Genomic DNA, 23806 nt, shown 5'->3' with positions numbered 1-23806 from the left:
ACGCGGTACGGAACGGCCGGATGACGGGCTGGTTGCGGCGCGGCGCACGACACGTTCACGTGACGCGCTGAACACGCTTACGCAACAACGCCGTCTTCAAGACTTGACACTCGGCCTGGCACCAACGAGTCTTCCGGCATGCCGCGTGGGAGCGGTCCCACAGGGCGACCGGGGCTCTCTTCCGTTCGGATCGAACCACCCATGGCCTTCCCCTCTACCTTGCATGGCACACCGTTGACCAGCACCTTTCCACCGCACTCCGCGTGCTGTTGGCTAGCCGCTGCTCGAACCGAGAGGGCAGGTCCGGACCGCCGGGTCCGGCGGTCCGATTCCTGAGGTCCCGTTCCCCACTGGAACAAGGAGTAGTGGAATGCGCATCACCCGTACCGGCGGTGGTCACGGCCGCAGAACGGCGACACTGGCCACGACGGTCCTGACGGCCTCCGCGCTGCTGCTGACCGGTTGCAGCAGCGACGACGACTCGGACAGCTCGGACGCCAACGGGAACATCACCCTCAAGGTGGCCGACTTCGGACAGTTCGGCTACAAGGAGGCCAAGCTGTTCGCCAAGTACCACGAGCTGCACCCGAACATCACGGTCCAGGAAGAGACCACCGCCAACGAGCAGGACTACTACCCGAAGCTCCTCCAGCAGCTGAACACGGGCAGCGGCCTCGCGGACGTCACGGGCATCGAAGTCGGGCGCATCAAGGAGGTCGTGGACACCCAGTCGGGCAAGTTCACCGACCTCAGCAAGACGATCAACGTGAACGACTGGGTGTCCTGGAAGGAGAAGCAGGCCACCGCCAAGGACGGCACGGTGATCGGCGCCGGTACCGACATCGGCCCCATGTCCCTGTGCTACCGCAAGGACCTCTTCGAGAAGGCGGGCCTGCCCACCGACCGCGAGGCCGTCGCCAAGGCCGTCGCCGGCGGCTGGGAGGACTACCTCAAGCTCGGTGAGCAGTACAAGAAGAAGGCACCCTCCGGCACCTACTTCATGGACTCCGCGTCCGCCATGTACAACGCGGTCGTCAGCTCCTCCTCCCAGCAGTACTACGACGCGAGCGGCAAGCCGGTCTACAAGGACAGCCAGTCGGTGAAGCAGGGCTGGGACCTGGCCGCCGAGGCCGCCGCCAAGAAGCTGAGCCAGGGTCTGCCCCAGTTCACGGACGCCTGGAACGCGGCCCTGCGCAAGGGCACCGTGGCCACCGTGGCCTGCCCCGCCTGGATGGCCGGCCAGATCTCCATCAACTCCGGTGACTCCTTCAAGGGCAAGTGGGACATCTCCCGCGCCCCCGGTTCGACCGCGGCCAACTGGGGCGGCTCCTTCCTCGCCGTCCCGAAGAGCGGCAAGCACGTCAAGGAGGCCACGGAGCTGGTCAAGTGGCTGACCGCCCCGGAGCAGCAGGCCGCCGTGTTCAAGGCGATCGGTGTCTTCCCCTCCAACAAGGGCGCCTATGAGCTGGCCGACGTGAAGAACGCCAAGCTGCCGTACTTCAACAACGCCCCCATCGGCCAGATCTACGCCGAGGAGGCCAAGTCCATCCCCGAGGCGGTGCTCGGCGCGAAGGACGGCGTGATCAAGGACACGATCTCCACCCAGATCAACAACATGGAGCAGCGGGGCACCAAGCCCGACGACGCGTGGAAGGCCGCGACCGAGTCGATCGACAAGGCGCTCGGCTAGCCGTACCGGGTGCGGAGGCCCGCCGGCCGCCCGCACCCCTGCGCGCTCGACGACGTGAGCGGTGCCCGGCCGTCTGCTGCCGGGTCCCGCCCACGGCACCACCCGGCGGGACCCGGCAGCCGACGGCCGGGCTCCGCCTCACACGCACGTCAGGCCGCGGCGTGGGCCGTTCGCCGCCGTACCGATCCGCGCGGGGAGGGGCGGACCGACCCCGGTCCTCGAACGCGCTTCCCGCCCCACCCGGCCGAAACCTCCAGGGAAGGACTCCCTCCGTGGCAACGACAACCCCCGCCCGGGGCGCCTACACCCCGCCGCCCGGCGGCACCGGTGCCGCGTCGAACGGACGCGGTACCTGGCGCAGCCGGCTGTGGCGCTTCGACGACAAGGCCTCGCCGTACGCCTACATAGCCCCCTTCTTCCTGATCTTCGGCGCCTTCGGGCTCTACCCGCTCCTGTACACGGGCTGGATCGCCCTGCACCGGGTGGAGATGACGAGCCTGGACCAGTCCCAGTGGGTCGGCTTCGACAACTTCGCCAAGATCCTCCAGGACTCCGAGTTCTGGACGGCCGTCACCAACACCTTCGTCATCGGTGTCATCTCCACCGTCCCGCAGCTGCTCGTGGCGCTGGGCCTGGCCCACCTGCTCAACTACAAGCTGCGTGCCAGCACCTTCTGGCGGACCGTCATCCTCACCCCGTACGCCACGTCGGTGGCCACGGCCGCCCTGGTCTTCGCGCTGGTCTTCCGCGCCGACGGCGGCATCCTCAACTGGGTGCTGCACTTCTTCGGCGCCGGGAACATCGACTGGGGCAACGGGGAGTGGACCTCCAAGATCGCCATCTCGGTCATCATCATCTGGCGGTGGACCGGCTACAACGCCCTGATCTACCTGGCGGCCATGCAGGCGGTCCCCACCGACCTGTACGAAGCCGCCTCCATCGACGGAGCGAGCCGGTGGCAGCAGTTCCGCAAGGTGACCATCCCCTCGCTGCGGCCCACGATCCTGTTCACCATCGTGATCTCCACGATCGGCTCGATGCAGCTGTTCGGTGAGCCGCTGCTGCTCCAGGGCGGCACCCTCGGCTCGATCGGCGGCAGCGAGCACCAGTACGAGACGCTCAGCATCTACCTCTTCAACTACGGCTGGAAGCTGGGCCACCTGGGTCCGGCGGCGGCCGTGGCCTGGGCCATGCTCGTCCTGCTGCTGCTCATCGCCCTGATCAACTGGATCGTCGGCCGGTTCGTGCGCAAGAGCGCGGCCTGACGGGAGCGACATCGATGACCACGACCAGTCCCACCACCACCGCGCCGGACCTCGCCCCGGCACCGCTTCCCACCGCCTCCGGAAAGGGCCGTGGCCGCTTCAAGATGGGAGCCGGCCAGCAGCTCAGAGGCGGTCCGTTCACCTACGTCGCCCTCGTCGTCGTCGGCCTCGGCTCGATCTTCCCGCTGTACTGGACCCTGGTGGCCGCCTCGCACGACCAGCAGCGGGTCCTGGACACGCCCCCGCCGCTCCTGCCGGGCGGCCGACTGTGGAGCAACCTCCAGGCGGCCTGGGACCAGGCCCACCTGGGCAAGGCCATCGTCAACAGCGTGATCGTGGCCGGCTGCATCACCGTCGCCACCCTGTTCTTCTGCACCCTCGCCGGCTACGCCTTCGCCAAGATGCGCTTCCGCGGCCGCGGTGTGCTGATGACCGCGGTCATCGCCACGCTGACGATCCCGCCCCAGCTCAGCGTCGTCCCGCTGTTCATGATGATGTCGGACATCGGGTGGGGCGGAAAGCTGGAGTCGGTGATCTTCCCGACCCTGGTCGGCGCCTTCGGCGTCTTCTTCATGCGCCAGTACCTGATCGAGGCCCTGCCGTACGAGCTGATCGAGGCGGCCAAGGTCGACGGGGCGAGCAACTTCCGCATCGTGTGGAGCGTGGTGCTGCCCGTGGCCCGGCCCGCGATGATGGTGCTGGGCATGCTCACCTTCGTCCAGGCGTGGAACGACTTCTTCTGGCCCTTCCTCGCGCTGAACCAGGAGAACCCCACCATCCAGGTGGCGCTCGGCCAGCTCAGCGCCTCCTACACCCCCGACCAGAGCATCGTCATGGCCGGTGCGCTGATCAGCACCCTGCCGCTGCTGCTGGTCTTCGTCATCTTCGGCAAGCAGATCGTCGGAGGGATCATGGCGGGCGCCGTCAAGGGCTGAGCCCCCGTCGGTGCCGCGGGGCCGGCCGTCACGGCGCCGGCCCCGCCCCGTGGCCGGCGCGCGCCGCGTCCCGCCGGCCCCGTCCTCGTGTCCGGTCCGGTACGCCCGCACAGCCCGCCCCGCGGCGGACCGTACCGGGCCGGACGCCCCACCGGGGCGCGCTCGCGCACCCCGCCCGCCCCCTTCCGCCACTGCCTCACTCCCGCACCGCCGGACCGCCGTCCGACGTCCGTTTCTCACCCCCCTTTGGGAGCGTTTCCACATGACCGCCGTACGACCCGAGACCACGGCCCAGCCGGCCTCGGACACCTCCTTCCCGACCGGCTTCGTCTGGGGTGCCGCCACCGCCGCCTACCAGGTGGAGGGCGCCGCCGCCGAGGACGGCCGCACCCCCTCCATCTGGGACACCTTCAGCCACACCCCCGGCAAGGTGCGCAACGGCGACACCGGTGACATCGCCGCCGACCACTACCACCGGTACCGCGACGACGTCGCCCTGATGAAGGAACTCGGCCTCAAGGCCTACCGCTTCTCCGTCTCCTGGTCCCGGGTCCAGCCCACCGGCCGCGGACCCGCGGTCGAGCGCGGCCTGGACTTCTACCGCCGCCTCACCGACGCGCTCCTGGAGGCCGGCATCACCCCCGTCGCCACCCTCTACCACTGGGACCTGCCCCAGGAGCTGGAGGACGTCGGCGGCTGGCCGCACCGCGACACCGCCCATCGCTTCGCCGACTACGCCGACATCATGGCCCGCGCCCTCGGCGACCGGGTCGGCGTGTGGACCACCCTCAACGAACCGTGGTGCTCGGCGTTCCTGGGCTACGGCTCCGGTGTGCATGCGCCGGGGCGGACCGACCCGGCCGCCACCCTGCGCGCCGCGCACCACCTGAACCTGGCCCACGGCCAGGCCGTCGGCGCGCTGCGCGCCGTCCTGCCGTCGTCCGCGCAGACCTCGATCACCCTGAACCTGCACCAGGTGCGCCCGCTCACCGACAGCCCCGAGGACGCCGAGGCCGCGCGCCGCATCGACGCGGTCGGCAACCGGGTCTTCACCGGCCCCCTGCTGGACGGCGCCTACCCCGAGGACCTGCTGGCCGACACCGCGCACCTGGTCGACTGGGGACAGCTGGTGCACGACGGGGACCTGGCGGAGATCTCCCGGCCCATCGACGTGCTCGGCGTGAACTACTACTCGCCGACCGTGGTCTCCCTGCCCGCCGACGGAACCGCCAGCACCCGCAACGACGGCCACGGCGCCAGCGCCCACTCCCCGTGGACCGGCTCCGAGCACGTCGCCTTCCACCTCGCCAACGACGACCTGACCGCCATGAACTGGGCCATCGACGCCAGCGGGCTGCACACTCTGCTGACCGGGCTGGCGGCCTCGCATCCCGAGCTGCCGCTGATGGTCACCGAGAACGGCGCCGCCTTCGACGACTACGTCTCCCCGGAGGGGCGGGTCAACGACCCGCAGCGGATCGCCTATCTCCACTCCCACCTGGACGCCGTCCGCCGCGCCATCGCCGACGGCGCCGACGTGCGCGGCTACTTCCTGTGGTCGCTGCTGGACAACTTCGAGTGGTCCTACGGCTATTCGAAGCGCTTCGGGGCCGTCTACGTCGACTACGCCACCCAGCGGCGCATCCCCAAGGCCAGCGCTCACTGGTACGCCGACGTGATCCGGAACAACGCCCTGCCCGCCTGACCGACGCGACGCGGCGGGTACGGCCGGCAGGCACCGGCCGTGCCCGCCGCCGTGGACGGAAGCGGAGGCGCCCCGGTCACGGCTGTTACATTCCTGGCCTGAACGGTGGTGAACGGAAGGCGGCGACCATGGCAGGCAACGGTGGGAGAGGCCGGGGCGGCCGGCGGCCGACCCTGGAAGAGGTCGCCGCCCGGGCCGGGGTCGGGCGGGGCACCGTCTCCCGGGTGATCAACGGCTCGCCCCGGGTCAGCGACGCCACCCGCGCCGCGGTGGAGGCGGCCGTCGCCGAACTCGGCTACGTGCCCAACACCGCCGCCCGCGCCCTCGCCGCCAACCGCACCGACGCCGTCGCGCTGGTCGTCCCCGAGCCGGAGACCCGGTTCTTCGCCGAGCCGTACTTCTCCGACATGCTGCGCGGGGTCGGCGCGGAACTCTCCGACACCGAGATGCAGTTGCTGCTGATCTTCGCCGGCAGCGACCGCGAGCGGCAGCGTCTGGCCCAGTACCTGGCGGCCCATCGCGTCGACGGGGTCCTGCTGGTCTCCGTCCACGCCGACGACCCGCTGCCGGACCTGCTCGCCCAGCTGGAGATCCCGGCCGTGATCAGCGGCCCCCGCTCCGCGGCCGAGTCGCTGCCCTCGGTGGACTCCGACAACTACGGCGGCGCCCGCTCGGCGGTGGAGCACCTGCTGGGCCGGGGCCGGCACCGGATCGCGCACATCACCGGCCGCCTGGACGTCTACGGCGCCCAGCGCCGCGTCGACGGCTACCGGGACGCCCTGCGGGACGCGGGCCACCCGGTGGACGAACTCCTCATCGAGCCGGGTGACTTCACCGACGAGGGCGGGCGCCGGGCGATGACGACCCTGCTCTCCCGCCACCCCGACCTGGACGCCGTCTTCGCCGGCTCGGACGTGATGGCGGCCGGAGCCCGGCAGGTGCTGCGCGAGGCGGGCCGCCGCATCCCCGACGACGTCGCGCTGGTCGGCTACGACGACTCCGCCATCGCCCGGCACATGGATCCGCCGCTCACCAGCGTCCGCCAGCCCATCGAGGAGATGGGCCGCGCGATGATCGACCTCCTGCTCACGGAGATCGCCGACCGCCGCCCGGCGGCGTCCCGTGGCCCGGACCGCCACCAGGCGGTCCTGCCGACGGAACTGGTGGTCCGGGCGTCGTCGTGACGTCCCGCACCGGCCGGACGCGCGGCCCCGGCCGGTGCGGGACGCCGGCACGGGCGGGTCCGGACAACGAAACAGCCGGTGACCCGTCCTACGACGGAGTCACCGGCTGATTACTCAGGGTGAGTGACGGGACTCGAACCCGCGACATCCTGGACCACAACCAGGTGCTCTACCAGCTGAGCTACACCCACCACGACCGGCTGTTCGAGGAGTGTTCTCCCCGACCGGCCGAGAAGAAGTCTACAGGGTCCGAAGGGGTGCTCGCGCACAGGTTTTCGCGCGGCCCCGGTGGCGGCTACCGAGCGGGCAGGACGTGCTTGGCGGCGATCGCCTTGGCGGTGTCGGAATCCGGTCCGGGCCGCGGCACGAAGATCGCCTCGCGGTAGTAGCGCAGCTCGGCGATCGACTCGCGGATGTCGGCGAGGGCCCGGTGGTTGCCGTTCTTCTCCGGACTGTTGAAATAGGCCCGCGGGTACCAGCGGCGGGCCAGCTCCTTGACCGAGGAGACGTCGACGATCCGGTAGTGGAGGTAGTCCTCCAGGGTCGGCATGTCCCTCAGGAGGAACCCGCGGTCGGTGCCGACCGAGTTGCCGCACAGCGGGGCCTTGCCGGGCTCCTTCACGTACTCCTTCACATACGCCAGCACCTGCGCCTCGGCGTCCTCCAGCGTCGTGCCGTTCTCCAGCTCGGCGAGCAGCCCGGACGCGGTGTGCATCTGACGCACCACCTCCGGCATCGTCTCCAGCGCCCGGTCCGGCGGGCGGATGACGATGTCCACCCCCTCGCCGAGTACGTTCAGCTCGGAGTCGGTGACGAGGGCGGCCACCTCGATGAGAGCGTCGTCGGACAGCGAGAGGCCGGTCATCTCGCAGTCGATCCACACCATGCGATCGTTCATGCGACCACCCTAAAGCGGGCCTGAGCTTTTGCGTGCCCCCTGTGCTCCGCGGGAAGCGCCGCCGTCCGGGATGCGAGGAAGGGGGCGGGATGATCCCGCCCCCTTACCGTCGCGCTCAGTTCCCGCTGCGCGGACCCGGCAGCAGGCCCACCGCGCCCGCCGCGGCGCGGCGGCTCTGGAGGGGGACCCCGCTGTCCCGGTGCTCGTGGAGCAGGGGCGCCGGGTTCACCGGGCCGGAGCCGGGCAGGCCCGTGGGCGCGCCCTGCTGGCCGGGCGGCGGCACGGCCGCTTCCGCCTCACCCGGCTTGTCGCCCTGCGGCCGGCGGGCCCGGTAGGCGGCCCGGTAGGCGGCGGGGGACGAGCCGAGCTGCCGGCGGAAGTGGCCGCGCAGGGCCACCGGCGAGCGGAACCCGCACCGGCCCGCCACCTCGTCCACGGAGTAGTCCGACGTCTCCAGCAGCCGCTGGGCCTGGAGCACGCGCTGCGTGATGAGCCACTGCAACGGCGCGCTGCCCGTCAGCGAGCGGAACCGGCGGTCGAACGTACGGCGGCTCATGTAGGCGCGTGCCGCCAGGGTCTCCACGTCGAACTGCTCGTGGAGGTGTTCCAGCGCCCAGGCGACGACCTCGGCGAGCGGGTCGGCGCCGATCTCCTCCGGTAAAGACCGGTCGAGATAGCGCTCCTGGCCGCCCGACCGGCGCGGCGGTACCACCAGGCGCCGGGCGAGCGCGCCGGCCGCCTCGTTGCCGTGGTCCGTCCGCACGATGTGGAGACAGAGATCGATTCCGGCCGCCGTACCCGCGCTGGTGAGCACGTCGCCGTCGTCGACGAACAGCTCGCGCGGATCGACGTGCACCGACGGATAGCGCTTGGCCAGTGTCGGCGCGTACATCCAGTGCGTGGTCGCCGGGCGGCCGTCCAGCAGTCCGGCGGCGGCGAGCACGAACGCGCCCGTGCACAGTCCGACGATGCGGGCGCCCTCCTCGTGCGCGCGGCGCAGCGCGTCCAGTGCTTCCTCCGGCGGCGGCGAGGTGATCGAACGCCAGGCCGGTACGACGACCGTCCCGGCGCGTGAGATCGCCTCCAGCCCATGCGGTGCGGTGAGTTCCAGGCCCCCTGTGGTCCGCAGCGGGCCTTCCTCGCCGGCACACACCAGAAGGCGGTAGCGCGGCACGCCGGCGTCCTGGCGGTCGATCCCGAACACCGACAGCGGAATGGAACTCTCGAAGATGGGGCCGCCGCTGAACAGCAGCACCGCGACGATCTCCTTGCGGCGTCGCCCGGACAGTTTCCGGGCTGCGGCGTCCGGCGAGGCAGTGGAGTCGTGGCTCATACTGCTAAGCCCCCCTCGGTGGTCGCGGCTCCTCGGTTGTGTCGCTCCTGCACGTTTCCCCTCGGTCCTGCACGAGTCCCCCGCCGTAAGACAGTCAAGATCGAATCTACTGGCTCCCGCGGTCGTGCGGTGACCAGTTCCACACGCGGCACATTGTCGACATGACAACTTGGCGTGAAGCATTCGATCACGAAGCGTTGCACTCGCGAGGCGTGCAGGGAAGTGCGCCTTGTCGCAGTGGCCAAACCGCGTAGGGTGCACAGCGGCCCGTAGGCCCTTTCCGTGCAGGTGGAACGGGGGTTGGAGGGTGGTTCGGACCCCTCCTGGTCGATATCCAGAAGTTGGCTGAAAAGCAGCGCTCGCAGGTGCGGAAACAGGTCAGTCGACCGGTGTCCGCTCCCGGGTGTGACGTCCGCCTCTTTGCGCGGCGCAACGCGCGGCGCACCGCTCGGAGCGGCGCAGCAGCACCCGGCAGGCCGCCGTGACCGCGGCGAGGCCCAGCGCGGTGCCGGCGGCGCCGGCCAGAGAGGTGCCGTACCAGAGGAGGACCACGGGCACGAGCACGCAGCTGAAGGCGGCCCAGCGGATCACATCGCCCGCGCTGTCCGGCGCGGGGCGCGGGTCGCGGCGGGGTCGGTCTCCGGGCATCTCGTACTCCCTGTGGCGGTGGCTCATCCCCGTTCAACGTCCGTCCGACCGGTCGGTCACCGAACGCGCATCTGTGAATCCTGTGCAAACCGCCTGTACGGGGCAGCAACCATTGCGTTACGGGCGCGGCTCGTGCATGCTCCGGTGAACCCCTGCGGACGTCGGGGGCCGCTCACGGAGCGTGCGCGGGATCTGGGCTCAGGAGGCGTGCCGCCGTACCCTTGGGGGTATGGGCTTGGGAAGATGTTTCCCGGACACAGCTCCGCAGCACGCTTCCGCCGCACACTGTCGTCCCATCCATAAAGGATCACAACGCCGAGACAGCCATGGCCGGTCACGAATTCTCCGAACCCGCGGACCGCAAGCGGCCGGTCGCCGACCCGACGGCGGCCGATCCCCTGGCGGCGGCGGAGTCACGCCCGTCCTGCGACCCCGCCTTCCGGCACGGAGTGGTCGTCGGCTTCGACGGCTCCACCTCCAGTGAGCGCGCCCTCGCGTACGCGATCGGCATGGCCCACCGTTCCCGTTCCGGTCTGATCATCGTGCATGTCGCCAACCGGCTGCCCACCACGGTGTGGGCCGGCTGCGAGCCGCCCGTCTTCGTGGACGTGCCGGACCACCGCACGGAGGTCCTGGGGCTGGAGCTGGCCTGTGCCGACTACCTGTCCGAGGTCCCGTGGATCCTGGTCGAGCGGGGCGGGGACATCTGTCATGAACTCGAAGAGGTCGGCCGTGAGTACGAGGCCGACGCGATCGTGGTCGGCTCCACGCACGGCATCGTCGGCCGGATCTTCGGCTCGGTCGCGGGACGGCTCGCCAAGCGGGCGCAGCGGCCCGTGATCGTCATCCCGTAGGCGCCCCCGCGGGATCTCACGCCTCGTCACATCCCTTTGTGCACACCTGAACTACTCACGCGTAAAAGGTGTTTGTGCCCTTGTGAAGGGCATATACCGGTCACCGCACAACTGCACATGCATGAAGGGAGCCCGCCGTGGACAACGACGTCTCTGCGGGAAGCGTGAGCACCGCCGTGGTCGGCCGACTGGCCCTGGCGATCACCTTGTTGGCATTCGGGCTCGGCACGACCGGCGTCATCGACGGCGTGGGTGCCTCCGACGCCGTGACCGTGGCCCACTACGTGGGCGGGGTCGCCCTCTTCCTCGTCGGCCTGCTGGCCCTGCGCGACGGCGCCTTCGGCGTCGGCTCCGTCGCCCTCGGCGCCCTGTGGTTCACCTGGGCCGTGTCGGACCACGGCTCGGCCAACGCGGCCGGGCTGTTCCTGCTGCTGTTCGCCCTGGTCGCCCTCACGCTGACCGTCGCCGGCGGGGACACCCTCGGTCAGCTCGTGCACGGGCTGCTGTTCCTGGCGATGGTGGTGCTGGCCGTGGCGGCCTTCGCCGACAGTTCCGCTCTCGCGAAGGTCGGGGGGTGGGTGGCCGTCGCCTCGGGGGCGGTGGCCTGGTACGCGGCGACGGCGGCGCTCGCCCACTGGCCGACGGCCCTTCCGGGGCGTGCTGCGGGCCGGGGGGTGACGGCCGCCGGCTGAGATCGAGCAGCACGGAAAGGACCCCCACGTGCAAGGTGGCACACGTGGGGGTCCGTTCTGTCCGCTACTCCACCGTCACCGACTTGGCGAGGTTGCGGGGCTTGTCTATGTCCCGGCCCAGGGCCTTCGCCGTGTGGTAGGCGAGGAGCTGGAGCGGGATGCCCATCAGGATCGGGTCCAGCTCGTCCTCGTTCTTCGGGACGATGATCGTCTCGTCCGCCTTCTCCTGGTGCTGGTGGGCCACCGCCAGGATCTTGCCCTCGCGGGCCTTGATCTCCTCCAGCGCCGCGCGGTTCTTCTCCAGCAGGTCGTCGTCGGGAACGATCGCGACCGTGGGGAGGGCCGGCTCGATGAGGGCCAGCGGGCCGTGCTTCAGCTCGGAGGCGGGGTAGGCCTCGGCGTGGATGTAGGAGACCTCCTTGAGCTTCAGGGAGGCCTCGCGGGCCACCGGGTAGCCCCGGACGCGGCCGATGAAGAGCATCGAGCGGGCGTCGGCGTAGCTCTCCGCCAGCTTCTTGATCTCCTCCTCCTGGTCCAGGATCTCGGTGATCTGCTGCGGCAGCTTGCGCAGGCCCTCGATGATCCGCTTGCCGTCGCGGACCGACAGGTCGCGGGTGCGGCCGAGGTGCAGGGCGAGCAGCGCGAAGGCGACCGTGGTGTTGGTGAAGCACTTCGTGGAGACCACGCAGACCTCGGGGCCCGCGTGGACGTAGATGCCGCCGTCGGCCTCGCGGGCGATCGCGGAGCCGACGACGTTGACCACACCGAGGACCCGTGCGCCCTTGCGCTTCAGTTCCTGCACGGCGGCCAGCACGTCGTACGTCTCACCGGACTGGGAGACCGCGATGTACAGGGTGTCGGGGTCCACGACCGCGTTGCGGTAGCGGAACTCGGAGGCGGGCTCGGCGTCGGCGGGGATGCGGGCCAGCTCCTCGATCATCTGGGCGCCGATCATGCCCGCGTGGTACGAGGTGCCGCAGCCGAGGATCTTCACGCGGCGGATCTGCCGGGCCTCGCGGGCGTCCAGGTTGAGGCCGCCGAGGTGCACGGTGGAGAACCGGTCGTCGATGCGGCCGCGCAGCACGCGGTCCACGGCGTCGGCCTGCTCGTGGATCTCCTTGTGCATGTAGGTGTCGTGGCCGCCCATGTCGTACGACGCCGCCTCCCACTCCACGGTGGTCGGCTCGGCCGAGGTGCGGGTGCCCTCGGTGGTGTACGTGCGGAAGTCGTCGGCCTTGAGGGTGGCCATCTCGCCGTCGTCCAGCGTCACTATCTGCCGGGTGTGGGCGACCAGGGCGGCGATGTCCGATGCGACGAACATCTCCTTCTCGCCGATGCCGAGGACGACCGGGGAGCCGTTGCGGGCCACCACGATGCGGTCGGAGAAGTCGGCGTGCATGACCGCGATGCCGTACGTGCCCTCGACCACCCGCAGGGCCTCGCGGACCTTGTCCTCCAGCTTCTCGGCCTGCGCGCGGGCGATCAGGTGGGTGAGGACCTCGGTGTCGGTCTCGGAGAGGAACTCGACGCCGTCGGCCTCCAGCTTGCGGCGCAGGTCGGCGGCGTTGTCGATGATGCCGTTGTGGACGACGGCGACCTTGCTGTCGGCCGACATGTGCGGGTGGGCGTTCACGTCGGACGGGGCGCCGTGGGTGGCCCAGCGGGTGTGGGCGATGCCGGTGGTGCCCTTGAAGCGCGCCGGGACCTTGGCCTCCAGGTCGCGCACCCGGCCCTTGGCCTTGACCATCTTCAGGCCGGGCGTCTTCGGGGAGGTGACGACGATGCCCGCGGAGTCGTAGCCGCGGTACTCCAGCCGCTGGAGGCCCTCCAGGAGGAGAGGAGCGACGTCACGCTTCCCGATGTATCCGACAATTCCGCACATATAGAGAGGTATCCCTTGGCTGTCACTGGGCCGGGCTGTCGCCGGCCGGGGGTTCCGGCTGGTTTCAGCCGTAGACCATGCGGCGCAGCTGCCTGAGCGTCAGCTCCGGCGGCGCCACCGCCCGGTACTTCAGGTCCGCCCCGATCCGTTCGAAGATCTCCGCGTTCACCAGGCCCTGGGCCTGGAGTTCGCGGTGGCGGCGACGGACGAAGTCCTGTGTCGTCTCGTCGAAGTAGGCGAGCACGTCCTGGACCACGCGCAGCGCCTCGCCCCGGCTGAGGGGCGTGGACCGCGTCAGGTGATCAACAAGTTCGTCGTGCACCCGGTAGATCCTGGAGTACCGGCGCCGGTTTCGCAAGAATCGTGCCCGATTCCGGGCAAGCGGCTGTTGAAACTCTTATGGGGCTCTGTTCGCGAGCTGTCCACCCCGCGTCCTGCGACTCGTTGCCCGAACGGACGAGTTTCAGACGCCATGGACATTCCTCGTATGGGAGTACCCGAGAAGCTGGCCGCGCGCATGAGCATGGCCGAGCAGCATGAGTACCTGCGCGCCAGATTCTCGCGGCGCACCATGATCAGGGGCGGCGCGGTCACGCTGGGCGCCGTCGCGGGTGGCGCGTTCGTGCCGGGCGCCACCGCCCAGGCGGCCGTGCCCACCCAGCGGACGGCCCCCGCCACGCAGCACGTCGACGGCGCCCTCGTCGCCCCCTTCGGCCGCCACCTCGCCTACGGCAACGACCCGCGCACCGAGATCACCGTCTCCTGGCAGGTCCCGGTCGCCGTCAAGAAGCCGTTCATCCGCATCGGCGCCCACCCCTGGGACCTCTCGCGCAGGATCGAGGCCGAGGTCCGCACCCTCCACACCCCGGCCGGTGTCGGCGCGAGCGGCGACCACACCCAGTACTACCTGCACGCCAAGCTGACCCACCTGCGCCCCGGCAAGACCTACTACTACGGCGTCGGCCACCAGGGCTTCGACCCGGCCGAGCCGCACCTGCTGGGCACGGTGGGCACGTTCACCACCGCCCCCGCGCACAAGGCGCCGTTCACCTTCACCGCCTTCGGCGACGAGGGCGTCGGCTACCACGGCCTGGCCAACAACAGCCTGCTGCTCGGCCAGAACCCGGCCTTCCACCTGCACGCCGGCGACATCGCCTACGCCGACCCGGCCGGCGCCGGCAAGACCGCCGACACCGGCTTCGACTCGCGCACCTGGGACTCCTTCCTCGCCCAGACCGAGTCGGTCGCCAAGCAGGTCCCGTGGATGCCCGCGTACGGCAACCACGACATGGAGGCCTGGTACTCGCCCAACGGCTACGGCGGCGAGGAGGCCCGCTGGACCCTCCCGGACAACGGCCCCGACAAGAAGAACCTGCCGGGCGTCTACTCCTTCGTCTACGGCAACACGGCGGTCATCTCGCTCGACGCCAACGACGTCTCCTTCGAGATCCCGGCGAACCTGGGCATATCCGGCGGAACCCAGACCACGTGGCTGGAAGGCCAGCTGAAGAAGTTCCGCGCCTCGAAGGACGTCGACTTCATCGTCGTCTTCTTCCACCACTGCGCCTACTGCACCTCCACCGCGCACGCCTCGGAGGGGGGTGTGCGCCAGGAGTGGGTGCCGCTGTTCGAGAAGTACACGGTGGACCTGGTCATCAACGGCCACAACCACCAGTACGAGCGCACCGACGTCATCAAGGCGGGCAAGGTCACCAGGAAGCTGCCGATCGGCGGCACGGCCTACCCCGAGACCGACGGTGTGGTCTACGTCACCGCGGGCGCGGCGGGCCGCAGCCTGTACGCCTTCTCCGCCCCGGACTCCTACGAGGGGCACGAGCACGAGACCGACTCCGTGGCCTCGTTCGTCAACACCAAGGACGGCAAGGTCAACGAGACCGTCGCCTGGTCCCGGGTGCGCTACCTCAACTACTCCTTCCTGCGCGTGGACGTCGCGCCCGCGCCGAAGGGGCGGCAGACCACGCTGACGGTGTCGGGCATCGCCGAGACCGGCGACCGCATCGACCACTTCACGGTGTCCCGCAAGGCCAAGTAGGCCTCCGCCTCGCGGGCGGTCCGCACGGCGCCCTCCTCACAGGCGCTTGAGGACCGCCCGCTTGGCCAGGGCGAACTCCTCGTCCGTCAGCACCCCGTCGCGGTGCAGCTCGCCCAGCTCGCGCAGCCGGCGCAGCAGGACGTCGTGGTCGTCCCCGGCGGGCTCCCCGCCCGGCCGGGGCGCATCCCGCGGTACCTCCGGCTCCGCCGCCGAGGGATGCGGCAGCCGCGCCTGCACCGCCGCCGCGACCAGGGCCATCAGCGGATCCTTCTTGAAGCCCCACAGCTCGACCGCGTTCGGGTCGTACTTGGGCGGCGCGGTGACCGGGGCCCCGCGCACGAGGAACCGCAGGTGCCCGTTCTCCAGACCGGCCGCCGGCTGCCACTCGACGCCGGTGATGTCCGCGAGCGGGATCGTGCGCGGCCCGGCGGAGGCCTTGGCCTCCTCGGTCTTCCAGTTCCACTCCAGCCGCACCCGCTCCCCGTCGAAGCCCGCCGTGCCGTCCCCGGCCGAGGCGGACACCGGCAGGGACGGGCCCGGCAGCAGGTACCCGTCGACCGGGTCCGGGGAAACACCGTCCAGCAGCAGGGCGTTGCGCACCTCGTCGGCCACGTACTCGGCGACGCCGTACCGGTCGGGCTCCACCGCCAGCTGGTACGGGTCGTGCGGCTCGGCGAGCCGGCCCCCGGTGGCGTGCAGCAACGGGTCGGCGCCGTCGCGCAGCCGCAGCCTCAGCCGCCCCGACTTCCGCCCCTGTTCGAAGGAGACCCCGGCCAACGCGCCGAGCGGTACGATGAGTTCGCCCAGCTCACGGCGGAGCAGGCCCACGTTCTTGTCCCGGCCCGGGGTGAGGCGCAGGGCGTCCCCGTCGAAGGCCCAAGTACCGTCCTTCTGGATGATTTCCGCCATGCGGGGATTGTTCCACCGGATCCGCGGGACAGTGGTCTCGACCATGTCTGACGGTCCCCCCTTCCGAAGGGAGCGCTTGTGAGACGGAACCACAGCACGACTCCCCGCCTGTCCCACGTCCTCGGTTCCCTGCTGCTGCTCGCGGCGGCCGGTGTCGTCGCCCTCGGCGCGGACAGCACGGCGCAGGCCGCCGCCCCGACCCCGCTGGACCGGGTGGTCCCGGCCCCGGCCTCGGTCACGCCGGGCGGAGCGCCGTACCGCATCACCCGGGACACCCGGGTCCGCGTCGACGGGTCCGCCGAGGTCCGCCGGATCGGCGCCTACCTAGCCGGCCTGCTGCGCCCGGCCACCGGGTACCCGCTGCCCGTCACCGACCACGGCACCGGCGGCATCCGGCTCAGCCTCACGCGGGGCGACTTCGGCGCCGAGGGCTACCGGCTGCACAGCGGCGCCGGCGGTGTCACCCTCACCGCCCGCACCCCCGCCGGCCTCTTCCACGGCGTGCAGACGCTGCGCCAGCTCCTCCCGGCGGCCGTCGAGGAGAAGACCGTCCAGCCCGGCCCCTGGCGGATCGCCGGCGGCACCGTGCAGGACCGCCCCCGCTACGCCTACCGGGGCGCCATGCTCGACGTCTCCCGGCACTTCTTCACGGTCGCCCAAGTCGAGCGGTACATCGACCAGCTGGCGCTGTACAAGGTCAACGAGCTGCATCTGCACCTCAGCGACGACCAGGGCTGGCGCATCGCGATCGACTCCTGGCCGCGCCTGGCCTCCTACGGCGGCTCCACCCAGGTCGGCGGCGGCCGGGGCGGCTTCTACACCAAGGCCGACTACCGACAGATCGTGCGGTACGCGGCCTCCCGCTACCTGGAGGTCGTGCCCGAGATCGACATGCCCGGCCACACCAACGCGGCCCTCGCCTCCTACGCCGAGCTCAACTGCGACGGCGTGGCACCCCCGCTGTACACCGGCACCAAGGTCGGCTTCAGCTCGCTGTGCGCGCCCAAGGAGGTCACCTACGACTTCGTGGACGACGTCGTCCGGGAGGTGGCCGCCCTCACCCCCGGCCGCTACCTGCACATCGGCGGCGACGAGGCGCACTCCACCAGCCACGCGGACTACGTGACGTTCATGGACCGGGTGCAGCCGGTCGTCGCCCGCTACGGCAAGACCGTCATCGGCTGGCACCAGCTCACCGGCGCGCACCCGGCGAAGGGCGCCCTCGCCCAGTACTGGGGCCTGGACGACACCAGCGCGGCGGAGAAGGCGCAGGTCGCCGAGGCCGCCCGGAACGGCACGGGCCTGATCCTGTCCCCGGCCGACCGGACCTACCTCGACATGAAGTACACCCGGAACACCGGCCCCGGTCAGGACTGGGCGGGCCTGGTCGAGGTGAAGCGGTCCTACGACTGGGATCCGGGCGCCTATCTCGCCGGGGTGCCGGCCTCGGCGGTCCGGGGTGTCGAGGCGCCCCTGTGGACGGAGAACGTGACGGACACCGCCGAGATCGAGTACATGACGTTCCCCCGGCTGGCCGGCGCGGCCGAGCTGGGCTGGTCACCGGCGTCCACCCACGACTGGAACGCCTACCGGGTGCGGCTGGCGGCCCAGGGCCCCCGCTGGGACGCCCTCGGCATCCACTACTACCGCTCGCCGCAGGTGCCCTGGCCGGCACGCTGACCGGAAGCCGACGGGCACCCCGCGGGACCGTACCGCGGGGTGCCCGTCAGGACCGTGGTGCCCTCAGAATCCGGCGATCGGGTTCTTGAGGGTGCCGACGAGCTGGAGCGCGCCGGAGGGGTCGGCGAGATCCACCATCTGCCTGTTGTCGCGCAGCTGGAGCCGGTTCAGGCAGGACAGCGCGAACTCAGGGGCGAACAGGTCGTACTGGCGGAACCGGTCGGCCAGTTGCGGGTTCGCCTCCTGGTACGCGCGGGTGACCTCGGCGACCGTGCGCCAGAAGGCGTCCTCCTCCAGGACCCCCTCGGCGGCGAGGCGGGCGGCGAGGAAGCGGAAGAAGCAGTCGAAGACGTCCGTGAAGACCGAGAGCAGCTTCTTGTCCTCGGGGACCTCGACGCGGATGCGCCGCACCTCCGGCGGCAGGACCGCGTCCGGGTCCATGACGGCGATCTCCTCGGCGATGTCCTTGTAGACCGCCCGCTGCACGGCCCCGTCCCGCAGCACCAGGATCGTGTTCTCGCCGTGCGGCATGAACACCAGGTCGTAGGCGTAGAAGCAGTGCAGCAGCGGGGTGTAGTAGGCCCGCAGGTACTGCCGCAGCCACTGGACCGGGGGCAGGCCCGAGCGTTCGATCAGCGCGCCCGCGAAGGAGGCGCCCTCGTGGTCCACGTGCAGCAGCGAGGCCATGGTGGCGAGGGTCTCGCCGTCCTTCAGCGAGGGCACCGGGCTCTCCCGCCACAGCGCGGCGAGCATCTTGCGGTACGGCGAGTGGCGGTCGGTGGCCCGCTCGTACTCCAGGTGCCGGTAGCCGACGGCGGCCCGCTCCCGGATGACGGACAGGCCGGTCGCCCTCAGCACCGGGTCGCTGTCGATCAGCTGGGCCAGCCAGTCGTTGATGGCCGGCGTCGCCTCCATGTAGGCGGCGGACAGACCCCGCATGAACCCCATGTTGAGGACCGACAGGGCGGTCTTCACATAGTGCTTGCGCGGATCGCTGGTGTTGAAGAAGGTGCGGATCGACTGCTGGGCCAGGTACTCGTCGTCGCCCTCGCCCAGGCAGACCAGCAGCTCACGGGCGACCTCGGCGGCGAACGTGACGCTGAGCTTGTTCCACCACTGCCAGGGGTGGACCGGGATGAACAGGTAGTCGGCGGGGTCCAGACCCCGGTCGGTGAGGACGGCACGGAACCGCTCCACCGTCTTCTCGCCCAGCTCGTCCCGCAGGAAGGACTCGTACTCGATCCCGGCACCGGCCGTGAACGCGGCCCGCGAGCGGTGCGCGGCCAGCCACACCAGCCGCACCGGGCTCGCCGTCTCCGGCGCGTACGACAGGTACTCGTGGACGCCGAAGCCGAGCCGCCCGTTGTTCGCGACGAAGCACGGGTGGCCCTCGGTCATCCCGGTCTCGATCGCCTGGAAGCCGCTCCGCGCCAGCTCGGCGGAGGTCGTTCGGGGCTTGGTGAGCTTGTAGCAGGTACCCGAGAGCGTGGAGGATATCTCCTCCAGGTAGACCGGCAGGACCTCGTCGCTCAGCCCCAGCGACTCCTTCAGCTCGATGAAGAAGTCCAGCGCTGCGAGCGGGAGTTCGGCGCCCTCACGGTGCCGGGTGAGGGAGCCGGGGTCGATCTCCCAGTGGTCCAGGGCCCGCCGCACGGCGCTGAACCGGTAGGTGGTGAGCCCGTCGTCGCTGCGGACGACGTACCGGCCGCCGTCCTCCTCGGGTGTGATCAGCCGTTCGTGCGCGAACTCGGCGAGCGCCTTGCGCAGCAGCAGCCGGTTGGCGGTCGCCCAGCGCTCGGGGGACAGATGGGCCACGGCGTCGGCGGGGGTCATGCGGTCACCGCCTTCTCGAACTGCTCGCGGGTGCAGAAGCTCAGCAGCGCCCGCTTCTCCGGCTTGTCGATCTCCCGCTCGGGCACGAACCCGACGGCCGCGTTCAGCGCGTGCACCGCCGTGTTGCGCACGTCCGGCTCGACGACGACCCGCCGCACCGCCGGGTCCTCGAAGAGGTGGGCCATGACGGCGGTGATGACGGCCCGGGTGAAGCCGTGCACGGGGGTGTCGGTGGCCGGGGTCAGGAAGTGCATCCCGACATCGCCCGGCCGCGGCTCGTACAGCCCGGCCAGCTCCCGGTGCGCGGGGTCGTACTTCTCCATCAGGAAGGCGGGCGTGCCGTCCCGCAGTCCGAGCAGGGCGTGGTGGTGTTCGTCCGCGGCGATCTCCTTGTAGGCGCGCTCGACGTCCTCCAGCCGTGCGTCCCGCATCATCCAGAACGCGGCCTTGGGATGGGTGACCCAGGAGTGCAGCAGCTCGGCGTCCGTCGGCGGGTCGACGGGACGGAACGTGAAGGCCATGGTCCTGCCGGTCATACCGCGAACTCCTGGAAGGCGATGGACTTCTCGACCGGGTAGTACTCCGTGCCGAGCAGCTCACGGATGATGTACGCGTTCCGGTACGCGCCCATGCCCAGGTCGGGACTGGTGATGCTGTGGGTGTGGACGCCGGCGTTCTGGAGGAAGACGCCGCGGCCGGTGGTGTCGATGGAGTAGTTGCGGGCGACGTCGAAGCGGCCGTGGCCGTCGAAGCGGAGCCGGTCGCGGACCGGGGCGAGGAAGGCCGGCGGGGTGTAGTGGTACCCGGTGGCCAGGACCAGGCCCTCGCTGCGGATCTCGAAGTCCTTGCCCTGCTCGTCCTGGTGGAAGCCGAGGGTGTACGTGCCGTCCTCGTAGGACGCCGTGCGCAGTGTCGCGTTGGTGAGCAGCCGGGTGGGGACCGGGCGGTCGCCGCTCTCGACGTTCTTCTGGTACAGCAGGTCGAAGATCGCGTCGACGAGGTCCGAGTTGATGCCCTTGAACAGGCCCTTCTGCTGCTTCTCCAGCCGGTAGCGGGTCTCCTCGGGCAGCGCCCGGAAGTAGTCGACGTAGTCCGGGGACGTCATCTCCAGGGTCAGTTTGGTGTACTCCAGCGGGAAGAACCGCGGGGAGCGGGTGACCCAGTTGAGCTGGTAGCCGTGGGTGTCGATCCCGGCGAGCAGGTCGTGGTAGATCTCGGCCGCGCTCTGACCGCTGCCGACGATCGTGAGGGACCTCTTGCCCAGCAGCTCCGCCTTGCGGTGCATGTACTGGGAGGTGTGCAGGAAGTCGCCGCCCAGCCCCTCGCAGGCCTCCGGCACGAAGGGGACCGTGCCGGTGCCGAGGACCAGGTGCCGGGCCCGGTAGGTGTCCCCGGTGCCGGTGCGCACGACGTACCGCTCGTCCTCGTACGTCACCTCGGTGACCGTGGTGCCGAAGCGGACGCTGCTCAGTTGGTTCGCGGCCCACCGGCAGTAGTCGTCGTACTCCACGCGCAGCGGGTAGAAGTTCTCGCGGATGTAGAACGAGTACAGCCTGCCCCTCTCCTTCAGGTAGTTGAGGAAGGAGTACGGCGAGGTCGGGTCGGCCAGGGTGACCAGGTCCGACATGAACGGGGTCTGGAGGTGGGCGCCGTCCAGGAACATGCCGGCGTGCCACTCGAAGTCGGGCTTGGACTCCAGGAAGACGCCGTCCAGCTCGGCGATCGGCTCGGTGAGGCAGGCCAGACCGAGGTTGAAGGGGCCGAGCCCGATCCCCACGAAGTCGTGGGTCGTGGTGTGGCTTTCAGGACGCGCGGTCAAGGGACTCTCCCAGGTACTGCTCGGCGTGGCCGGCGATCAGGTCGAGGACGGCGGCGATGTCGGCCGGCCGGGTCTCGGGGTTGAGCAGGGTGAACTTCAGGTAGTGGCGGGCGCCCACCTTGGTGCCCGCGACCACGGCGTCACCGGAGGCGAACAGGGCCTTGCGGGCGTGGAGGTTGGCGCGGTCGATCTCGGCCGGGTCGGTGACGGCCGCCGGGATGTAGCGGAAGACGAGGGTGGACAGCGTGGGCCGGACGACGACGTCGTAGCGGGGGTCGGCCGCGAGCAGCTTCCAGCCCTCCTGAGCCAGGTCGCAGACCTCGTCGAAGAGCCGCCCGATGCCGTCGGCGCCCATCGTGCGCAGCGTCATCCACAGCTTGAGGGCGTCGAAGCGGCGGGTGGTCTGGAGGGACTTGTCGACCTGGTTGGGAATGCGTTCCTGCGCCATGCTGCGCGGGTTGAGGTACTCCGCGTGGTAGGTGGCGTGCCGCAGGGTGGCCCCGTCGCGGACCAGTACGGCGGACGAACTGACCGGCTGGAAGAAGGACTTGTGGTAGTCGACGGTGACCGAGTCGGCGCGCTCGATGCCGGCGATGCGGTCCCGGTACCTCAGGGAGGCGAGCAGCCCGCAGCCGTAGGCGGCGTCGACGTGCATCCAGACGCCGTACCGGGCGCACAGCCCGGCGATCTCCGGGAGCGGGTCGATGGAGCCGAAGTCGGTGGTGCCGGCGGTGGCGACGACGGCCATGGGGATCAGGCCGTCCCGCGTGCAGCGCTCCAGCTCATGGGCGAGGGCGACCGTCTGCATGCGCTTGTCGTGGTCGACGGGGATGGCGACGACCGCGTCGGGGGCGAGCCCGAGCAGTTTCGCGGACTTCTTGACGCTGAAGTGGCCGGCCTCGGAGGCGAAGACGCGCAGCCGGCCGAGCCGGTCGCCCCCTTCCCGCCCCGGCTTGGCCTCCTCGCGGGCCAGCAGCAGCGCCTGGAGGTTGGACTGGGTGCCGCCGGAGGTGAAGACGCCGTCGGCGGCCGGGCCGAGGCCGACGCGGGCGGCCGTCCAGTCGATGAGCTTGCGCTCGATGAGGGTGCCGCCGGCCGACTGGTCCCAGGTGTCCAGCGAGGAGTTGACCGCGGAGAGCACGGCCTCGCCCAGCACCGCCGGGATGACGACCGGGCAGTTGAGGTGGGCGAGGTAGCGGGGGTGGTGGAAGTAGACGGCGTCCCGGAGGTAGACGTCCTGAAGTTCGTCCAGGACGGCGGTGGTGTCGCCGAGCGGACGGTCGAGGTCGATCGCGTCGATGGCGGGGGAGAGGGCGTCGACGGTGACGCCGGTGAACGGACGGTCGGTGGTGGCGAGTTGGGCCGCCACCCGCTCGACTCCTTCGGTCACGGAGCGGCGGTAGTGCTCCGCGGTGAGGCCATTGAGCAGGTGCGAGCGCATGTGGGGGTCCTCCGAGGGGACGGTCCGTGCGAGATCAACTTAGGTTAGCCTAACCTAACTTTTACGGAGCGGGGCATGGCTTGGCCCGTGACCGGCGTCACGAGGAGTCAGGTTTGTTCCGCGGTGCGGAGCTGTTCCTCCGTCATCCCCTGCCGCCAGTAGCCCACGAAGGTGACACGCCGCCGGTCCACCCCGCGCTCGCCGACGAAGTGCCGGCGCAGCGCCTTGACGTGGGACGACTCACCGGCGATCCACACGTACGCCCGTCCGGCGTCCGGCAGCGGGGCGGCTCGTACGGCGTCGACGGCCGTGGGGGACCCGTCGTGCCGTACGAGCCACGTGATCTCCGCGTCCGCCTCCGTGCGCACGTCCTGGATGTCACCGGCGTGCGGCACCTCCAGCCAGGCCCGGGCCCGGGTGCCGGCGGGCAGGGACTCAAGGATCGCGGTCGCGGCGGGTACGGCGGTCTCGTCGGCGCACAGCACGACGGGACCGGTGTCCTCGGGCGGGCGGAACCGGATCGCCCGGTTGTCGGCGACAGCCGGTCCGAGCAGCAGCACCCGGTCACCGGCCGCGGCACGGGAGGCCCAGCGGGAGGCGGGGCCGGCGGGCGTGGCCGCGCCCGGCTCCACGCCGTGCAGGACGAAGTCGATGTCGATCTCGTCGGGGTCCCGGCGCAGCGCCCGCAGCGTGTACGACCGCATCACCGCCCGCACGTCGTCCGGGAGTTCCCGCCACCCCTGCCACCACCCGTCGCCCAGCTCCAGCGGGACGACGGGTTCGGTCTGCCCGGGATGCGGCAGGAAGAGCGACAGGGACTGGTCCCGCCCGTCCGAGTGGAAGGCGTGCAGACCGGCTCCGCCGAAGGTGACCCGGACCAGGGACGGACCGAGCCGCCTCGTCCGTACGACCTGGAGGGCGAAGAAACGGAACGGGGCGGCTACGGCCGTCGTCATGGGGGCTCCTGAGGGTGGGGTCCAGGGCT

20 protein-coding genes and 1 tRNA gene are annotated in these 23806 nt (G+C 70.7%); 9 read left to right on the top strand and 12 right to left on the bottom strand.

Annotated features, from left to right (window positions below; all coding sequences use genetic code 11):
- Positions 1-370: 370 nt before the first annotated feature.
- The 5 genes from ABZV94_RS11895 to ABZV94_RS11875 all read left to right on the top strand — a co-directional run bounded on the left by ABZV94_RS11895 (position 371) and on the right by ABZV94_RS11875 (position 6779).
- The gene (locus ABZV94_RS11895; RefSeq protein WP_356339852.1) at positions 371-1690 is read left to right on the top strand and encodes an extracellular solute-binding protein; all 1320 of its coding nucleotides are present in this window, start codon (positions 371-373) and stop codon (positions 1688-1690) included.
- A 272-nt stretch (positions 1691-1962) separates the two neighbouring features.
- Positions 1963-2955, top strand: coding sequence for a sugar ABC transporter permease (locus ABZV94_RS11890; RefSeq protein WP_356339850.1), 993 nt, complete (start codon positions 1963-1965; stop codon positions 2953-2955).
- A gap of 14 nt (positions 2956-2969) precedes the next feature.
- Positions 2970-3890, top strand: coding sequence for a carbohydrate ABC transporter permease (locus ABZV94_RS11885; protein ID WP_356339847.1), 921 nt, complete (start codon positions 2970-2972; stop codon positions 3888-3890).
- A 262-nt stretch (positions 3891-4152) separates the two neighbouring features.
- Positions 4153-5595 (top strand): GH1 family beta-glucosidase, encoded by a 1443-nt coding sequence (locus ABZV94_RS11880; RefSeq protein ID WP_356339845.1) that lies wholly within the window; start codon positions 4153-4155, stop codon positions 5593-5595.
- A 128-nt stretch (positions 5596-5723) separates the two neighbouring features.
- A complete protein-coding gene (locus ABZV94_RS11875; RefSeq protein WP_356339843.1) occupies positions 5724-6779 on the top strand; it encodes a LacI family DNA-binding transcriptional regulator in 1056 nt (351 codons plus the stop codon).
- Between the two features lie 118 nt (positions 6780-6897).
- Here the strand turns inward: ABZV94_RS11875 and ABZV94_RS11870 are convergent.
- The 4 genes from ABZV94_RS11870 to ABZV94_RS11855 form a co-directional block, all read right to left on the bottom strand.
- A tRNA-His gene (locus ABZV94_RS11870) sits at positions 6898-6970 on the bottom strand.
- A 104-nt stretch (positions 6971-7074) separates the two neighbouring features.
- A complete protein-coding gene (orn, locus tag ABZV94_RS11865; protein ID WP_356339841.1) occupies positions 7075-7677 on the bottom strand; it encodes an oligoribonuclease in 603 nt (200 codons plus the stop codon).
- Positions 7678-7792: 115 nt separating this feature from the next.
- A complete protein-coding gene (locus tag ABZV94_RS11860; RefSeq protein ID WP_356339839.1) occupies positions 7793-9010 on the bottom strand; it encodes a helix-turn-helix domain-containing protein in 1218 nt (405 codons plus the stop codon).
- A 378-nt stretch (positions 9011-9388) separates the two neighbouring features.
- On the bottom strand, positions 9389-9658 hold the full coding sequence (locus ABZV94_RS11855; protein WP_356339837.1) for a hypothetical protein: 270 nt from the start codon (positions 9656-9658) through the stop codon (positions 9389-9391).
- 326 nt (positions 9659-9984) lie between these two features.
- Here ABZV94_RS11855 and ABZV94_RS11850 point away from each other — a divergent pair, with 326 nt between their 5' ends.
- Positions 9985-10512: a universal stress protein gene (locus tag ABZV94_RS11850; RefSeq protein ID WP_356339836.1), complete on the top strand. Its 528-nt coding sequence runs from the start codon at positions 9985-9987 to the stop codon at positions 10510-10512.
- A gap of 137 nt (positions 10513-10649) precedes the next feature.
- The gene (locus ABZV94_RS11845; RefSeq protein WP_356339834.1) at positions 10650-11204 is read left to right on the top strand and encodes a hypothetical protein; all 555 of its coding nucleotides are present in this window, start codon (positions 10650-10652) and stop codon (positions 11202-11204) included.
- A 64-nt stretch (positions 11205-11268) separates the two neighbouring features.
- Here ABZV94_RS11845 and glmS read toward each other — a convergent pair whose 3' ends face one another.
- Positions 11269-13086, bottom strand: coding sequence for a glutamine--fructose-6-phosphate transaminase (isomerizing) (gene glmS / locus ABZV94_RS11840; RefSeq protein WP_356339832.1), 1818 nt, complete (start codon positions 13084-13086; stop codon positions 11269-11271).
- 64 nt (positions 13087-13150) lie between these two features.
- On the bottom strand, positions 13151-13408 hold the full coding sequence (locus ABZV94_RS11835; protein WP_356339830.1) for a hypothetical protein: 258 nt from the start codon (positions 13406-13408) through the stop codon (positions 13151-13153).
- Between the two features lie 165 nt (positions 13409-13573).
- Between ABZV94_RS11835 and ABZV94_RS11830 the strand changes: the two genes are divergently transcribed.
- Positions 13574-15139 (top strand): metallophosphoesterase family protein, encoded by a 1566-nt coding sequence (locus ABZV94_RS11830; protein WP_356339828.1) that lies wholly within the window; start codon positions 13574-13576, stop codon positions 15137-15139.
- Positions 15140-15175: 36 nt separating this feature from the next.
- Here ABZV94_RS11830 and ABZV94_RS11825 read toward each other — a convergent pair whose 3' ends face one another.
- The gene (locus ABZV94_RS11825; protein WP_356339827.1) at positions 15176-16048 is read right to left on the bottom strand and encodes a DUF4429 domain-containing protein; all 873 of its coding nucleotides are present in this window, start codon (positions 16046-16048) and stop codon (positions 15176-15178) included.
- Between the two features lie 78 nt (positions 16049-16126).
- Between ABZV94_RS11825 and ABZV94_RS11820 the strand changes: the two genes are divergently transcribed.
- On the top strand, positions 16127-17728 hold the full coding sequence (locus ABZV94_RS11820; protein WP_356339825.1) for a beta-N-acetylhexosaminidase: 1602 nt from the start codon (positions 16127-16129) through the stop codon (positions 17726-17728).
- 63 nt (positions 17729-17791) lie between these two features.
- On the opposite strand, the gene ABZV94_RS11815 is transcribed toward ABZV94_RS11820, so the two are convergent.
- The 5 genes from ABZV94_RS11815 to ABZV94_RS11795 all read right to left on the bottom strand — a co-directional run bounded on the left by ABZV94_RS11815 (position 17792) and on the right by ABZV94_RS11795 (position 23777).
- On the bottom strand, positions 17792-19561 hold the full coding sequence (locus ABZV94_RS11815; protein WP_356339823.1) for an IucA/IucC family siderophore biosynthesis protein: 1770 nt from the start codon (positions 19559-19561) through the stop codon (positions 17792-17794).
- Entirely contained in the window at positions 19558-20097 is a 540-nt protein-coding gene (locus ABZV94_RS11810) for a GNAT family N-acetyltransferase (protein ID WP_356339821.1), read from the bottom strand. Before ABZV94_RS11810 ends, ABZV94_RS11815 begins: the two co-directional genes overlap by 4 nt.
- Positions 20094-21380, bottom strand: a complete 1287-nt coding sequence (locus ABZV94_RS11805) for a lysine N(6)-hydroxylase/L-ornithine N(5)-oxygenase family protein (protein WP_356339819.1) — start codon at positions 21378-21380, stop codon at positions 20094-20096. The genes ABZV94_RS11810 and ABZV94_RS11805 overlap by 4 nt, the downstream gene beginning before the upstream one ends.
- Positions 21364-22821, bottom strand: a complete 1458-nt coding sequence (desA, locus tag ABZV94_RS11800; protein WP_356339818.1) for a lysine decarboxylase DesA — start codon at positions 22819-22821, stop codon at positions 21364-21366. Before desA ends, ABZV94_RS11805 begins: the two co-directional genes overlap by 17 nt.
- Before the next feature lie 107 nt (positions 22822-22928).
- Complete coding sequence (locus tag ABZV94_RS11795) at positions 22929-23777, bottom strand: siderophore-interacting protein (protein WP_356339816.1); 849 nt, start codon at positions 23775-23777, stop codon at positions 22929-22931.
- Between the last annotated feature and the right edge of the window lie 29 nt (positions 23778-23806).

It is taken from the genome of Streptomyces sp. NPDC004658 (genome assembly GCF_040609555.1).
Lineage (GTDB): Bacteria > Actinomycetota > Actinomycetes > Streptomycetales > Streptomycetaceae > Streptomyces.
Note: the sequence above shows the minus strand (reverse complement) of the source record. Positions and strands in the feature narration are given on the sequence as shown.

Bases quoted from the DNA above. Each gene is read 5' to 3' on its own strand.
- ABZV94_RS11895 (WP_356339852.1), top strand. From the start codon at position 371: ATGCGCATCACCCGTACCGGCGGTGGTCACGGCCGCAGAACGGCGACA.
- ABZV94_RS11885 (WP_356339847.1), top strand. From the start codon at position 2,970: ATGACCACGACCAGTCCCACCACCACCGCGCCGGACCTCGCCCCGGCA.
- ABZV94_RS11880 (WP_356339845.1), top strand. From the start codon at position 4,153: ATGACCGCCGTACGACCCGAGACCACGGCCCAGCCGGCCTCGGACACC.
- ABZV94_RS11875 (WP_356339843.1), top strand. From the start codon at position 5,724: ATGGCAGGCAACGGTGGGAGAGGCCGGGGCGGCCGGCGGCCGACCCTG.
- orn (WP_356339841.1), bottom strand. From the start codon at position 7,677: ATGAACGATCGCATGGTGTGGATCGACTGCGAGATGACCGGCCTCTCG.
- ABZV94_RS11860 (WP_356339839.1), bottom strand. From the start codon at position 9,010: ATGAGCCACGACTCCACTGCCTCGCCGGACGCCGCAGCCCGGAAACTG.
- ABZV94_RS11855 (WP_356339837.1), bottom strand. From the start codon at position 9,658: ATGCCCGGAGACCGACCCCGCCGCGACCCGCGCCCCGCGCCGGACAGC.
- ABZV94_RS11850 (WP_356339836.1), top strand. From the start codon at position 9,985: ATGGCCGGTCACGAATTCTCCGAACCCGCGGACCGCAAGCGGCCGGTC.
- glmS (WP_356339832.1), bottom strand. From the start codon at position 13,086: ATGTGCGGAATTGTCGGATACATCGGGAAGCGTGACGTCGCTCCTCTC.
- ABZV94_RS11830 (WP_356339828.1), top strand. From the start codon at position 13,574: ATGGGAGTACCCGAGAAGCTGGCCGCGCGCATGAGCATGGCCGAGCAG.
- ABZV94_RS11825 (WP_356339827.1), bottom strand. From the start codon at position 16,048: ATGGCGGAAATCATCCAGAAGGACGGTACTTGGGCCTTCGACGGGGAC.
- ABZV94_RS11815 (WP_356339823.1), bottom strand. From the start codon at position 19,561: ATGACCCCCGCCGACGCCGTGGCCCATCTGTCCCCCGAGCGCTGGGCG.
- ABZV94_RS11810 (WP_356339821.1), bottom strand. From the start codon at position 20,097: ATGACCGGCAGGACCATGGCCTTCACGTTCCGTCCCGTCGACCCGCCG.
- desA (WP_356339818.1), bottom strand. From the start codon at position 22,821: ATGCGCTCGCACCTGCTCAATGGCCTCACCGCGGAGCACTACCGCCGC.
- ABZV94_RS11795 (WP_356339816.1), bottom strand. From the start codon at position 23,777: ATGACGACGGCCGTAGCCGCCCCGTTCCGTTTCTTCGCCCTCCAGGTC.